Annotated in this window: 12 protein-coding genes; 3 read left to right on the forward strand and 9 right to left on the reverse strand. The window is 33.8% G+C overall.

Translation table 11 applies throughout. The features are described from left to right. Positions 1-75 precede the first annotated feature (75 nt). From JJQ60_RS06025 to JJQ60_RS06065, 9 genes are all read right to left on the reverse strand, one after another. Positions 76-3,057: a M16 family metallopeptidase gene (locus JJQ60_RS06025; protein ID WP_201917702.1), complete on the reverse strand. Its 2,982-nt coding sequence runs from the start codon at positions 3,055-3,057 to the stop codon at positions 76-78. A 173-nt stretch (positions 3,058-3,230) separates the two neighbouring features. After that, on the reverse strand, positions 3,231-4,103 hold the full coding sequence (gene sucD / locus JJQ60_RS06030) for a succinate--CoA ligase subunit alpha (RefSeq protein WP_201917704.1): 873 nt from the start codon (positions 4,101-4,103) through the stop codon (positions 3,231-3,233). A 98-nt stretch (positions 4,104-4,201) separates the two neighbouring features. Continuing rightward, the gene (locus JJQ60_RS06035; RefSeq protein ID WP_201917706.1) at positions 4,202-4,609 is read right to left on the reverse strand and encodes a nuclear transport factor 2 family protein; all 408 of its coding nucleotides are present in this window, start codon (positions 4,607-4,609) and stop codon (positions 4,202-4,204) included. Further along, on the reverse strand, positions 4,602-5,540 hold the full coding sequence (locus JJQ60_RS06040; protein ID WP_201917708.1) for a UDP-3-O-(3-hydroxymyristoyl)glucosamine N-acyltransferase: 939 nt from the start codon (positions 5,538-5,540) through the stop codon (positions 4,602-4,604). The genes JJQ60_RS06035 and JJQ60_RS06040 overlap by 8 nt, the downstream gene beginning before the upstream one ends. 21 nt (positions 5,541-5,561) lie before the next feature. Further along, positions 5,562-6,128, reverse strand: a complete 567-nt coding sequence (efp, locus tag JJQ60_RS06045) for an elongation factor P (RefSeq protein WP_201917710.1) — start codon at positions 6,126-6,128, stop codon at positions 5,562-5,564. Positions 6,129-6,182: 54 nt separating this feature from the next. Next, on the reverse strand, positions 6,183-6,965 hold the full coding sequence (lpxA, locus tag JJQ60_RS06050) for an acyl-ACP--UDP-N-acetylglucosamine O-acyltransferase (protein ID WP_201917712.1): 783 nt from the start codon (positions 6,963-6,965) through the stop codon (positions 6,183-6,185). A gap of 78 nt (positions 6,966-7,043) precedes the next feature. After that, positions 7,044-8,447 carry a bifunctional UDP-3-O-[3-hydroxymyristoyl] N-acetylglucosamine deacetylase/3-hydroxyacyl-ACP dehydratase gene (locus tag JJQ60_RS06055; RefSeq protein WP_201917714.1) on the reverse strand — a complete coding sequence of 468 codons (1,404 nt, stop codon included), beginning with the start codon at positions 8,445-8,447 and terminating at the stop codon, positions 7,044-7,046. Continuing rightward, entirely contained in the window at positions 8,440-9,468 is a 1,029-nt protein-coding gene (gene lpxD / locus JJQ60_RS06060) for a UDP-3-O-(3-hydroxymyristoyl)glucosamine N-acyltransferase (RefSeq protein ID WP_201917716.1), read from the reverse strand. Before lpxD ends, JJQ60_RS06055 begins: the two co-directional genes overlap by 8 nt. A 24-nt stretch (positions 9,469-9,492) precedes the next feature. Next, positions 9,493-10,722, reverse strand: coding sequence for an HD domain-containing protein (locus JJQ60_RS06065; protein ID WP_201917717.1), 1,230 nt, complete (start codon positions 10,720-10,722; stop codon positions 9,493-9,495). Positions 10,723-10,868: 146 nt separating this feature from the next. On the opposite strand from JJQ60_RS06065, the gene porX reads away from it, so the two are divergent. From porX to JJQ60_RS06080, 3 genes are all read left to right on the forward strand, one after another. After that, positions 10,869-12,419, forward strand: coding sequence for a T9SS response regulator signal transducer PorX (gene porX / locus JJQ60_RS06070; protein ID WP_201917719.1), 1,551 nt, complete (start codon positions 10,869-10,871; stop codon positions 12,417-12,419). 41 nt (positions 12,420-12,460) lie between these two features. Beyond that, complete coding sequence (gene tsaE, locus JJQ60_RS06075) at positions 12,461-12,862, forward strand: tRNA (adenosine(37)-N6)-threonylcarbamoyltransferase complex ATPase subunit type 1 TsaE (RefSeq protein WP_201917721.1); 402 nt, start codon at positions 12,461-12,463, stop codon at positions 12,860-12,862. Positions 12,863-12,938: 76 nt separating this feature from the next. Next, positions 12,939-14,141, forward strand: coding sequence for an alanine dehydrogenase (locus JJQ60_RS06080; protein ID WP_201917723.1), 1,203 nt, complete (start codon positions 12,939-12,941; stop codon positions 14,139-14,141). Positions 14,142-14,227: the final 86 nt, after the last annotated feature.

The following is a 14,227-nucleotide window of genomic DNA, read 5'->3' on the forward strand; positions in this document are numbered from 1 at the left end:
AAGAATTACTAATAGGTGACCAACAATAAACCCCGCGATTTCTCACAGGGTTTACCAACAAAATAGTGAAGCTTTTTATAATTTTACATTTTCATTCTTTTTCTCATAATTAAAGAGATAATCGATATCCATTTCTTTCACTACTCCAAGCTTAGAGAGTGCCTTCATATTTACATCTTTCTTATTTCCTATTACCAAAACATTATAGTTTTCACCTTTAATATTTTCATCAAAAAAAGTTTTTAGATCGGCAAGAGTCATGCCTTTAATGGCATTATACATTTCTTCTCGATTATCGTAGTCAATTCCTCTTTTTTCAAGTTTTTCGTATGACCAAAAAATATTGGCTTTTGTTATACGATCTGCGGCTATCTTTTTTAATGTAGCTTCTTTTGCCTGATTAAATTGTTGCTCAGCTTCAGGCATATTGGTCATTAATTCCATCATTGCATCAACAGCTTCGGGCATCTTATTTGCCTGAGTTCCGATGTATGCATATAAATAATTAGATTTACCCGTTTCTTTTGCATTACTATACTGTGAGAATGCAGAATATGCTAATGATTTTGATTCTCTTATTTCCTGAAAAACAATTGAAGAAAGTCCACTACCAAAATAGGTGTTAAATAAACTTGAAGCTGCCAGTTTTTTAGGATCAAATTCTGATCCTTTAGCCAAAAACAGCATTTCACTTTGAACCATATCATAATCTACAAAGTATACATTACCTCCTGTTTCTTTTTCTATATATGAAGTTTTTTCAGGATATGCTTTTAACTCTTCATTTATTAGATGGTTCTTATCTAACGAAGCTACAGCAGTTTTGATATCTTTCCCGTAATAAAAAACACGTTGTTTATAATTCACAAGATCTTTTATGATATTTACCAACTCTTGCGGGTTTATTGCTTTTAATTCCTCGATGGTATAAATATTACGCAATCTTGAATTTTCTCCATACTTACCATAATTCAACAACCCATTCCACATGATATTACCTTTTTGGGTTTTACCATCTGCTCTGCCCTTAGCAATTTGATCTACATATTTATTATATGTATCCTGATCTGCTAAAGCATTTTGACATAGATGCTCTAATAGAACTAAACCTTGATCAAGGTTTTCTTTTAATCCAGAAATACCTATTCTGGTTATATCTGAAGAAGAATTTACCGAATAACTAATTCCTAACTTATAAAACTCTTTTTTAAGATCTTCTGGAGAATATTTATCTGTACCTAAATAATCTAAATATCCGGCAGCTAATGAAAGTTTTTTGTCATTATCGCTTCCCATATCTAATATAATGCTTAGATCAAACAAATCGTTTGTTTCATTTTCTATATAGGAAACAGGTATCCCGTTAGCCGTTTTTGTAGTTTTAATAGCCGACTTATAATCCACAAATTTTGGTTGTAAAGCAGGAGCTTCCATCTTTTTGAACCTTTTAATAAATTCAGACTCTTTATCCCTATTTAGCTCAACCGGAGTTATTTCTGGGTTTTCAACTTTTACAATGTTTTTATCTTCTCCTTTGATTTTATGTACTTCTACATAATTATTACCATAATGCTTTTTAGCAAAATCGATCACATCTTGTTTACTAATTCTTTTCATCTCATCCAACATTGTCAAACGATCTTTCCAGTCGGTAAAATGAACAAAAGCATCAAGATATTCATACGCAGTTGCGCTTGCATTTTCGAATTGTCGAACTCTGTTTAATTTTAGATCGTTAACAACAGCATCAATCAACCAATCATCAAACTCTCCTCTCTTAATTTTTTCTATCTCTCCTAATAACAACTCTTTAACTTCATCTAAGGTTTGGCCTTGCTTTGGCGTACCATATAACAAATGAAATCCGTAATCATTATCAAAATTTGTAAATGAAGAAGCATTTTGTACCTTTTGTTTTTGATTAAGGTTTAAATCTATCAATCCCGCTTGAGAATTAGCTAAAAGATAATCAATAAGGGTAACCATGGTTTCCTCTTTAGTCCCATAACCACCGGCTCTAAAAGCCACATAAATAGACTCCGCTGTAGGTCCATAAACTTCTTTTTTGATTGGTGATGTTATGGCCGGTTCTTCTGGGAACTCTGGGTGAGAAACTTCTTTAGATTTAAAACCACCAAAAGCATTGTTTACTTTCTTTATAGTAGAATCAAAATCTAGATCTCCCACCAAAATTACGGCCATATTATTTGGTACATAATATTTATCAAAATATGCATTAATAGCCTCCATGGATGGATTCTTTAAATGCTCTGATTTACCAATAGTGGTTTGTGTTCCATATGGATGATTAGGGTAAAGGCCTTCTAAAACCGCATAATATTGCTTACGCCCATCACTATCTTGCCCTCTATTGAATTCTTCATAAACTGCTTCTAGCTCAGTATGAAACAATCGTAACACTAATTGACTAAAACGTTCACTTTCTACAGTAAGCCATTTATCTAGCTCATTTGTCGGAATTTTATTTACATAAACTGTTTGCTCATTTGAAGTAAAAGCATTGGTTCCTTCAGCTCCCAATGAGTTCAGCATTTTATCATACTCGTTTGCCACAGATAATTTTGAAGCTTCTTGGGATACTTCATCTATCTTCTTATAAATTTCTTTTTTCTTTTCTGGATCAGATTCTGCTTTATGCTCTTCATATAAATCTGAAATTTGCTTGATTAATTCTTTTTCTTTTTCAAAATCTAAAGTCCCGATTTCGTCGGTTCCTTTAAATACCATATGTTCCAAATAATGCGCTAAACCTGTATTATCTGCAGGATCATATGTAGAACCTGCTTTTACAGCTATTAAAGTCTGAATTTTAGGTTCTTCTTCATTTTTTGCCAAATACACTTTTAATCCATTATCTAAAGTATATAATCTAAGTCCGGTTGGGTCATTGGTTACCGTTTCGTAAGAGAATCCCGCTGCATCAGTATGCTGTTCGGTTTTTATTTCTTTAGATATATTCGTTTCTGATGATGATTTTTTACAATTGCTAAGCGTTAAAATCGCTGCCAATAGTAAAAATGATTTTAATAACTTCATAGACTGATTTTGTTTAAGATCTTTTAATAGACGTAAATAAGTAATATTAATGGCAAAAAGAGTGAATATGTTACGTTTTTTAGTAAAATTTTAACAACACGATGATTTCAATAAAAAAACCTCCTAGAACTAATCCAAGAGGTTTTTTTACAATATAGTTTACAGTCAAGTATTTATCCCAATACTTCTGCTACTTTTTTACCTATCTCTGCAGGAGAGTCTACTACATGAATACCACATTCTCTCATAATTGCTTTTTTAGCGGCTGCAGTATCTTCGCTTCCACCAACGATAGCACCTGCATGTCCCATGGTACGGCCAGCAGGAGCTGTTTCACCTGCAATAAAACCAACAACAGGTTTAGAGGTTCCGCTTTCTTTTATCCATTTGGCAGCATCTGCTTCCAGTTGACCACCAATTTCACCAATCATAACCACACATTTAGTTTCTGGATCATTAACCAACATTTCTACAGCTTCTTTTGTAGTAGTTCCAATAATTGGGTCACCACCAATTCCAATAGCTGTAGTAATACCTAAACCTTGTTTAACAACTTGGTCGGCAGCTTCATAAGTCAATGTCCCTGATTTGGAAACGATACCTACATTTCCTTTTTTGAATACAAATCCAGGCATAATACCTACTTTTGCTTCACCCGGTGTGATTACACCTGGGCAGTTAGGTCCTATAAGCTTACATCCTTTATCCTTTATATAGTTAGAAGCAGTAATCATATCCGCAACCGGAATACCTTCAGTAATAGTAATAATAACTTTGATCCCTGCGTCTGCAGCTTCCATAATAGCATCTGCCGCAAAAGCTGGCGGAACAAAAATAATTGTTGTATCTGCCTTAACTTGTTCTACTGCTTCTTTAACAGTATTAAAAACTGGTTTATCCAAATGAGTTTGTCCTCCTTTGCCTGGAGTTACACCTCCTACAACGTTAGTACCATATTCTATCATTTGACTAGCATGAAAAGTACCTTCGCTACCAGTAAAACCTTGTACAATAATTTTTGAATCTTTATTTACTAAAACACTCATTGCGTTATGATTTTTATTTTTTTGAGTTTCAAAAGTACACTTTTGAACACTATAGTTAAAGTGAAAAATAAAAAAAATACTTTTTATTTTTCTTATGCTTATTTTGACATAAAGGACATCATACTTTCTGGGGTATTATCTCCTTGCTGACTGATTTGATATCCTTTGTATAACTTGCTATCTTTTAATTCCCATATTGCAATAAAATGAGCTATAGCCTCCTCTTTATCAGGGTCTTCTATCGTTTTTGCAAAATACGTATATCGAATAGTTACCGTATCCCCTTCTGCAATTAAATGACTAATCTCGCATCTAAAAGTTTCAAAAGATAAAGCCATCTGACTAAACATAGTTTTAATATCTTCAAAACCTCTCTTATTGAAACCAAAACTACTATTCCAATATAATTCTATTTCAGGATGCAGATATTTAGATAGGGCTTCAGCATCATGAATCAAATCCGTTTCATAAAAGGATCTTACTATATCCTTTGCCGTTTTACTCATTGTTTTTCAATTTTTCTATTAAATCAGGAATTTGCCTAATTGCAGCAATTTCCTTGTATTTTTTTCTAAAATTATCTGCAGGAGTACCAAAGTAACTTTTATTACCTTCCAAAGACTTGCTTACCCCTGATTGCGCAGAAATAATAGCTTTTGTTCCTATAGTAATCCCACTGGTTATGCCTACTTGTCCCCACATAGTAACTTCATCTTCAACAACAACACAGCCAGCAATACCAACCTGAGAAGCAATAAGGCATTTTTTTCCTATGACAGTATCATGACCAATATGAACTTGATTATCTATTTTTGTTCCTTCTTTTATTGTGGTATCACCAGTTACTCCTCTATCTATAGTACAAGAAGCTCCCAAATCAACATTATCCTGGATAACCACACGGCCTCCTGAAATTAGCTTATCGAATCCTTCTGGTCTATTTTTATAATAAAAAGCATCAGCCCCTAAAACAGTACCTGAATGAATAGTCACATTATCCCCTATAATAGTATTATCATAAATACTAACGTTTGGATGTATTAAGCAGTTATTGCCAATCTCTACATTATTACCTACAAAAGCACCAGGTTGAACGATAGTATCCTTCCCTATTTTGGCACTTGATGAAATTATCGCATCTGATTTTTCAAAAGGCTTAAAATATTTGGTCAACGTATTAAAATCTCTGAACGGATCATCAGAAATTAATAATGCTTTACCTTCTGGGCAATCCACATTTTTGTTAATTAATATTACGGTAGCAGCACTTTGCAGAGCCTTATCATAATATTTTGGGTGATCCACAAAAACAATATCTCCAGGAGAAACAACATGTATTTCATTCATTCCCAATACCGGAAAATTTGAATCACCTACATATTCTGAAGAAATGATCGTTGCTATTTGTTCTAAAGTATGAGCCTGAGGAAATTTCATTATAAAAACTTAAGAATAAAATTATTCTTTGATTCTTTCTTTATATGTACCTTTTTCTGTTTCTATCTTAATTTTATCTCCTTCATTAATAAATAAAGGTACCATAACCTCTGCACCGGTCTCAACGGTTGCAGGCTTGGTTGCATTGGTAGCGGTATTTCCTTTAACACCTGGTTCTGTAGCGGTTACCTCAAGAATTACACTTGCAGGCATTTCTACAGATAGTGGCATTTGATCTTCAGAATTAATAATTACAGTTACTACTTCACCTTCTTTTAACAAACCTGGAGCATCTAAAGTTGATTTTTGAAGTGTAATTTGATTGTAATCTTCTGTATTCATGAAGTGATAGGTATCTCCTTCTGCATATAAATATTGAAACTTATGCGTTTCTACACGTACATCATCAATCTTATGACCTGCAGAAAATGTATTATCGATTACTTTTCCTGTAGTAACGCTCTTTAATTTCGTTCTAACAAAAGCAGGGCCTTTTCCTGGTTTTACGTGTAAAAATTCTATAATCTTATAAATATCATGATTGTATTTGATACACAATCCATTTCTGATGTCACTAGTATTAGCCATTATAAATATTGTTATTCTTTCGTTTTTAAATTATTTGAGCTTCTCAATTAAATATTAGTTTGAGAAGTATCCTTTCATGATCCCGCGTTGTGAGTTCTTGATAAACTCTAAAACCTCATCACGTTCAGGAGTTGCTTCCATCTCGGCCTCAATAATAGCGACCGCTTGTGTGTTATTATAATTCTGTTGATACAAAATTCTATAGATATTTTGTATTTCTCTTATTTTTTCGGTTGTAAACCCTCTTCTTCGTAGACCTATAGAGTTTATTCCAACATATGATAAAGGTTCTCGTGCTGCTTTAACAAAAGGAGGTACATCTTTACGAACAAGCGACCCACCTGTTACAAAAGCATGATTACCAATACTACAAAACTGTTGTACAGCAGCCATTCCTGCTAAAACTACATAATCACCAACTGTAATATGTCCGGCTAGCGTACTATTATTAGAAAAAATACAATTATCACCTACAATACAGTCATGAGCTATGTGGCAATATGCCATAATCCAACAGTTGTTACCGACCTTAGTTTTCATCTTATCAGTAGTTCCTCTGTTTATAGTAACACATTCGCGTATAGTTGTATTATCTCCTATTTCGGTTACCGTATCTTCATCATTAAATTTTTTATCTTGAGGAGTAGCAGAAATAACTGCTCCAGGGAAAATACTGCAATTTTTTCCAATACGTGCTCCTTCCATGATCGTAACATTAGAACCGATCCAGGTTCCTTCACCAATGACTACATTGTTATGAATTGTAGTAAAGGGCTCGATTACGACATTTTTTGCAATTTTTGCTCCTGGATGAACGTATGCTAAAGGTTGATTCATCAGTTGAATTTTATGTTATTAAAGAATAATGAAGTTATCTAAAACGTAATACATCTACTCCATTTATCTTTTATTAATTTATTTTGATTTTACGATTTGCGCCATAAGCTCTGCCTCTGTAACTAATCTTCCATTAGCATAAGCAAAAGCCTGCATATGACAAATACCTCTTCGTATCGGTGTAATAAGCTCTAATTTAAATATTAAAGTGTCTCCCGGAAGTACTTGTTGTTTAAATTTCACTTTATCTATCTTCATAAAATAAGTGAGATAATTTTCTGGATCTGGTACTGTACTCAGTGCTAAAATCCCGCCGGTTTGTGCCATTGCTTCAACCTGAAGAACTCCAGGCATAACTGGCGCTCCAGGAAAATGCCCAACAAAAAATGGTTCATTCATTGTCACATTTTTAAGACCAACTACATGCTTGTCTGACATTTCTAATATTCTATCTATTAATAAGAATGGTGATCTGTGTGGAAGCACATCCATAATCTTATTAATATCCATCAGTGGTTCTTTTGATAGATCAAATTGAGGTACTTTATTACGCTTTTCAATTTTAATGATTTTTGAAAGCTTCTTAGCAAATTGTGTATTTACAAAATGCCCAGGTTTGTTGGCTATAATTTTTCCTCTTATCCTGGTACCTATCAAAGCTAAATCACCTACTACATCAAGTAATTTATGACGAGCAGCTTCATTAGGATAATGTAATGTCAAATTATCTAATATACCATTAGGCTTTATTGCAATAGAATCCTTGCCAAAAGCTACTTTTAGCTTTTCCATAGTACCTGGACTCAATTCTTTATCAACATAAACAATTGCATTATTTAAATCTCCTCCTTTAATGAGTCCATGTTCTAATAACATTTCTAACTCATGCAAAAAGCTAAAAGTCCTTGCATCTGCAATTTCTTTTTTAAAATCAGAAAGATGTTTTAAGGATGCATTTTGAGTACCTAAAACCTTGGTGCCAAAATCCACCATAGTTGTTATCTGGTATTCATCAGAAGGCATTACAATTATTTCGCTACCCGATTCTTCATCGGTATACGAAATAACATCCTTTACAATATATTCTTCTCGTTCTGCTTCTTGTTCTACGATACCTGCTTCTTCCAGAGCTTCAATAAAAAACTTACTGGAACCATCCATAATAGGTGGTTCTGAAGCATCTAATTCTATTAAAAGATTATCAATCTCTAAACCTACACAAGCAGCAAGCACATGCTCTGATGTTTGTATACTTACCCCGTTTTTCTCTAAGTTGGTACCTCTTTGTGTATTCACCACATAATTGGCATCTGCCTCAATAATCGGGTTTCCTTCCAGGTCAACTCTACAAAATGCGTATCCATGATTTTCAGGGGCTGGCTTAAAGGTAAGTGTTACTTCTTTTCCAGTATGTAATCCCACACCTGTAAGTCTCACCTCTTTTTTTATGGTTCTTTGTTTACTCACAGCTACATCACTCATTTTTATTTATCTTTTTCTCTAGTTTATATATTTTATCAACAATCTTCGGAAGATTTTTAAAATGCACATACGATTTATTAAAATCAGAATATCCTAAAGCCGGAGAGCCTTGAATCGCTTCTCCATCTTTTATATTTCTTCCAATACCGGATTGTGCCTGTATTCTAACCTTATTGCCTATAACAAGATGTCCCGCAATACCAACTTGTCCGCCAATTAAACAGTGTTTTCCAATTTTTGTAGAACCGGCAATACCTGTTTGCGCAGCAATGGCGGTATGCTCTCCTATTTCTACATTATGAGCGATTTGGATTTGGTTATCTAATTTCACTCCTTTTCTTATAATGGTAGAGCCTAAAGTTGCTCTGTCAATCGTTGTACCTGCTCCAACATCAACATTATCTTCAATAATAACATTTCCTGTTTGTGGAACTTTACTATATTCTCCTTTTTCATTAGGTGTAAACCCAAAACCATCTGCTCCTACAATTGCACCACTATGAATTACACAATTGTCACCAATAATTGTTTCTGAATAAATTTTAGCTCCGGCAAAAACAACTACATTATCTCCTATAGTAACATTATCACCAATGTATACATTAGGAAAGATCTTTGCATTTACACCTAGCGATACATTCTCTCCGAGGTATGAAAAAGCTCCCAAGTATATATTATCTCCATATTTGGCTGTCTCAGATATAAAACTAGGATTTTCAATCCCGCTTTTATTCATCTTTACCATATTATAATACTCTAACAACTGCGAAAAAGCTTTGTAAGCATCATCAACTCGAATTAGTGTTGTCTTGATTGATGACTCAGCTTCAAAGTTTTTATCAACTATAGTTATCGAAGCATCAGTAGAATAAATGTATTGGGTATATTTAGGGTTTGACAAAAAGGTTAGTGAACCTTTAGTACCTTCTTCTATTTTAGCTAATTTGGATACCTCAACGGTTTCATCTCCATCAATTTCTCCGTTTAGGATACCTGCAATTTGTGTGGCTGTAAAAATCATTCTTGCAAAAGTATAAAAAATGTGTTAATCTTTATGCTTTGGATAGCACATAAAATATTTAGTCACTGGTTTAGATAGGGCTTCTAAGTTATATTCGTCTGTCGCCTTAACGATATCTACAATTTTATTCGATTTATATAAGATATTGATATTCTGTTTATTCAGGTGATATGCTTGATTTGAGATTTTTCCTTCAAAAATGAAATAACGCGCTTCTTCTGACGAAATTTTATGCTTCTCTTTAAATTTTTCGATATGACTTTCTTTTTTATCTTTTTTAAAAGGTTTCTTTTTAATCTTGATTTTTAAGAGATCCCTATCGATAATCATGGATGATAATTTGCTTAACACAAAATCTTTTGAATTCGCCCATTCTTTCATTGCCGAAACAATATCATAATCATCTAGCCTCGAAAATGTTTCCAACACATCCAGAGTAAAGTTACTTGCAGTAATTTTATTTTCTAAAAAGAAGGCCAAAGCTTCGCTTGCAGGTAACTTCTCGCCACGAACCACAAGTTCTTTGGCTCTTTGCAGCACTCTAATTAATAAATTCTCTGCAACTAGGCTGGTTTTATGAAGATATACTTGCCAATACATTAATCGCCGTGCCAACAAAAACTTTTCTACAGAGTAGATTCCTTTTTCCTCTATTACTAATTCATCATTAACAACAGTAAGCATTGTAATCAGGCGCTCACTATTAATATTTCCTTCGGCTACACCTGTATAAAAACTATCCCGTTTCAAATAATCTAAACGATCCATATCCAATTGACTGGAAATTAGCTGATGCAGAAAATTACGATGATATTCTCCCTTAAAAATCTGTATTGCCAACGTTAAACTACCGTTAAATTCTTCATTGATTTTCTCCATAAACATCAACGAAATAGACTCATGATTTATTTCATTAACAATACTATGTTCCATTGCATGAGAAAAAGGTCCATGCCCAATATCATGCAATAAAATAGAAATATATAGCGCCTCTTCTTCTTTTTCAGAAATGTTAACATCCTTAAAACGAAGAGCTCTGACTGCTTTTTGCATTAAATGCATACAACCCAAAGCATGATGAAAACGAGTATGATGCGCTCCCGGATATACCAAATACGAAAGTCCCATTTGAGAAATACGGCGTAATCTTTGAAAGTATTTATGTTCTATAAGATCAAAAATTAGTTCGCTGGGTATGGTAATAAAACCGTAAATTGGGTCGTTTAATATTTTAAGCTTATTTCTTTTTTTCAAGTTTACTTTACTTTTACAAAAGCAAATATACATATATGACCATCATATAAAACATTTCAAAATAAATTTAAGCTTTAGTTAAGTTTATAACTGAAGAAAATAAGTTACATTACTAGGAAAGAACACAAATAAAAAATAAAATTTTGATGAGTAAAATAAAAATACTGTGGGTGGATGATGAAATTGACTTGCTTAAACCACATATCTTGTTTTTAGAAAAGAAAAACTACGAAGTTACCAAATGCCAAAGTGGTACTGAGGCTTTAGATATTTTAGAAGATGATAATTTTGACATTGTATTTCTTGATGAAAATATGCCAGGACTTTCTGGAATAGAAACATTGTCAGAAATTAAAGAGAAAAAAGATAGTCTTCCTGTTGTTATGATTACTAAAAGCGAAGAAGAATATATTATGGAAGAAGCTATCGGAAGTAAAATAGCCGATTATCTTATCAAACCTGTTAATCCAAATCAAATACTATTAAGTCTGAAGAAAAACTTGGATAATTCCAGACTAGTATCAGAAAAAACAACAGCAAATTACCAACAAGAGTTTAGAAAAATAGCCATGGATATGGCCATGGTAAACTCTTTTGAAGAATGGGCAGAGTTATATCAAAGATTAATTTATTGGGAGCTGCAATTAGAAGATATTGAAGATACAGGAATGTTCGAGATTTTAGAGTCTCAAAAAGTTGAAGCCAACTCTCAATTCTGTAAATTTATAGATAAAAACTATCCTGATTGGTTTAGTGGTAGTGATGGGGCACCTGTAATGTCGCACACACTTTTTAAAGAAAAGATTGTTCCAGAAATTAGTAAAGATCAACCCACACTATTAGTCGTAATTGATAATCTTCGTTATGACCAATGGAAATCTTTTGAACCCATCGTTAATAATTATTACAAGAAGGACCACGAGGTTTCGTATTACAGTATTCTTCCTACTGCAACACAATATGCCAGGAATGCAATTTTTTCGGGATTAATGCCTTCGGAAATGAAAAAAAGACATCCTGACTTATGGCTTGACGATACCGATGAAGGAGGAAAGAACATGAATGAAAACGAATTCCTTACTGCGCAATTACAACGATTAGGCCTAGACATAAAGCATGAGTATTACAAAATTACTAACGAAAGATCTGGTAAAACTCTTGCCACCAATTTTAAAGGACTTAAAGACAATGATCTTACTGTAGTAGTCTACAATTTTGTGGATATGCTTTCTCATAGTAAAACCGAAATGGAAGTTATCAAAGAATTAGCCTCCAACGATAAGTCATACAGATCATTGACCCAAAGCTGGTTCAAAAACTCTCCATTACTAGAGATGATCCAACAAGCACAACAACTTGGCTTTAAATTATTAATTACAACCGATCACGGAACTATTAATGTTAAGAATCCGTCGAGAGTGATTGGTGACAAAAACACAAGTTTAAACCTGCGTTATAAAACCGGTAAAAGCCTTACTTATGAAGGAAAAGAAGTCTTAGAAGCTGTAGATCCTAAATCAATACACTTGCCCTCTATAAATATGAGTAGCTCTTTTATTTTTGCAAAGGGAGATTATTTCTTTGCTTACCCAAATAATTATAACCATTATGTGAGTTATTATAGAAACACATATCAACATGGTGGAGTTTCATTAGAAGAGATGGTTATCCCATTTATAGTTTTAAATCCAAGATAAACTTAATATAGTATTCCATATAAAAGATATTGAATTTAAGAATGACACTAGAATACACCTTACAGGATCTTCCTAGTATAGCCAAGCAAATAATTTCTGAAACCAAGAATAAAATCTTACTTTTTGACGCATCGATGGGCGTTGGAAAAACCACATTAATAAAAGAAATATGCACTCAACTTGGAGTACATGATGTAATCTCAAGCCCGACATATGCATTGGTTAACGAATATGATAGCAATGATGGACCAATATATCATTTTGATTTCTATCGAATACATGATATTGAGGAAGCGTATCATATTGGGTTTGAAGAATATCTAGACTCAGGATCATGGGTTTTTATAGAATGGCCAGATAAGGTATTTGATCTTCTACCAGAAAATATTACTACTTTAAAAATTGAAGTATCAAAAGATGGAAAAAGAATCCTAACTATATGAGATAGTATTTAAAAGCTTGTTCAATTTGTTTTCTTGGCTTTTTTATTCGTAATTTGAGTTACAGAATTTCACACAAATGAGCACACCAACATCGCCTTTTACCAAAGAGCAACTCCTACCACAGGAGGAAATGATAGAAGTAGCACGTAGAAAAGGAAAACTCTTTATTGGAATCCCAAAAGAGACCAGTTATCAAGAAAAGCGAGTATGTCTCACCCCAGATGCTGTGGCAGCACTAACTGCACATGGACATAGAGTATTGTTGGAAACCAATGCCGGCCTCGGAGCTAGTTTTACAGATCGAGATTATAGCGAAGCCGGTGCCGAGATCACCAATGACAGATCCAAAGTCTTTGGATGTCCAATCATTCTTAAAGTCGAACCGCCATCTTTAGAAGAATTAGAACATTTTAATCCTCAAACAGTATTAATTTCTGCACTGCAACTAAAGACGCAGTCTAAAGAATATTTTCAGGCGTTAGCCAAAAAAAGAATTACTGCATTAGGATTTGAATTTATACGTGATGCAGATGGAGCTTATCCTGCGGTTCGGGCTCTAAGTGAAATTGCGGGAACTGCCGCAGTCCTTATCGCTTCAGAGTTAATGAGTAGCGCTACCAATATGGGCTCTGGTCTAATGATGGGAAATATTAGCGGCGTACCCCCAATAGAAGTTGTTATTCTTGGTGCCGGTACTGTTGGAGAATTTGCTGCGCGTTCGGCAATAGGATTAGGGGCTAATGTTAAAATATTTGATAACTCGATTACCAAACTTAGATGTCTGCAAACTAATGTAGGAAGACCGCTGTTTACTTCTACAATTCAACCAAAAAACCTGCTCAAAGCACTACGCCGTTGCGATGTAGTTATAGGTGCTGTCAGAGGTAAAAATCGCGCTCCAATTATAGTAACAGAATCGATGGTAGAGTGTATGAAAAGTGGCTCTGTAATTATTGATGTTAGCATTGATATGGGCGGCTGTTTTGAAACCAGTGAGGTCACTTCACATGATCACCCAACTTTCGAAAAGCATGGAGTTAAACATTATTGCGTTCCAAATATCCCGTCTAGATACGCCAGAACGTCTTCTTTATCGATAAGTAATATTTTTACGCCTTATTTATCACAAATTGGAGACGAAGGCGGTATAGAGAACGCGGTACGTTTTGATCGGGGTTTAAAAAACGGATTATACTTCTATCACGGAATTTTGACAAGCAAACCCATTGCTGATTGGTTTGACCTTTCTTATAGAGATATCAATTTGCTAATTTTATAAGATAAACTTCTACATCATAAAGAAAAAAGGTTTTACGTAAAAAATGTCTTCGTTTTATTAATTCTATGGCATATTGTTTTTGAAAA

The sequence above is a fragment of the Aquimarina mytili genome (assembly GCF_016735115.1).
Lineage (GTDB): Bacteria > Bacteroidota > Bacteroidia > Flavobacteriales > Flavobacteriaceae > Aquimarina > Aquimarina mytili.

Excerpts from the sequence above, each read along its gene's own strand:
- lpxA (WP_201917712.1), bottom strand. The coding sequence starts at position 6,965 with ATGAATCAACCTTTAGCATACGTTCATCCAGGAGCAAAAATTGCAAAA.
- JJQ60_RS06035 (WP_201917706.1), bottom strand. The coding sequence starts at position 4,609 with ATGAGTAAAACGGCAAAGGATATAGTAAGATCCTTTTATGAAACGGAT.
- porX (WP_201917719.1), top strand. The coding sequence starts at position 10,869 with ATGAGTAAAATAAAAATACTGTGGGTGGATGATGAAATTGACTTGCTT.
- tsaE (WP_201917721.1), top strand. The coding sequence starts at position 12,461 with ATGACACTAGAATACACCTTACAGGATCTTCCTAGTATAGCCAAGCAA.
- JJQ60_RS06040 (WP_201917708.1), bottom strand. The coding sequence starts at position 5,540 with ATGAAATTTCCTCAGGCTCATACTTTAGAACAAATAGCAACGATCATT.
- sucD (WP_201917704.1), bottom strand. The coding sequence starts at position 4,103 with ATGAGTGTTTTAGTAAATAAAGATTCAAAAATTATTGTACAAGGTTTT.
- JJQ60_RS06080 (WP_201917723.1), top strand. The coding sequence starts at position 12,939 with ATGAGCACACCAACATCGCCTTTTACCAAAGAGCAACTCCTACCACAG.
- JJQ60_RS06055 (WP_201917714.1), bottom strand. The coding sequence starts at position 8,447 with ATGAGTGATGTAGCTGTGAGTAAACAAAGAACCATAAAAAAAGAGGTG.
- efp (WP_201917710.1), bottom strand. The coding sequence starts at position 6,128 with ATGGCTAATACTAGTGACATCAGAAATGGATTGTGTATCAAATACAAT.
- lpxD (WP_201917716.1), bottom strand. The coding sequence starts at position 9,468 with ATGATTTTTACAGCCACACAAATTGCAGGTATCCTAAACGGAGAAATT.
- JJQ60_RS06025 (WP_201917702.1), bottom strand. The coding sequence starts at position 3,057 with ATGAAGTTATTAAAATCATTTTTACTATTGGCAGCGATTTTAACGCTT.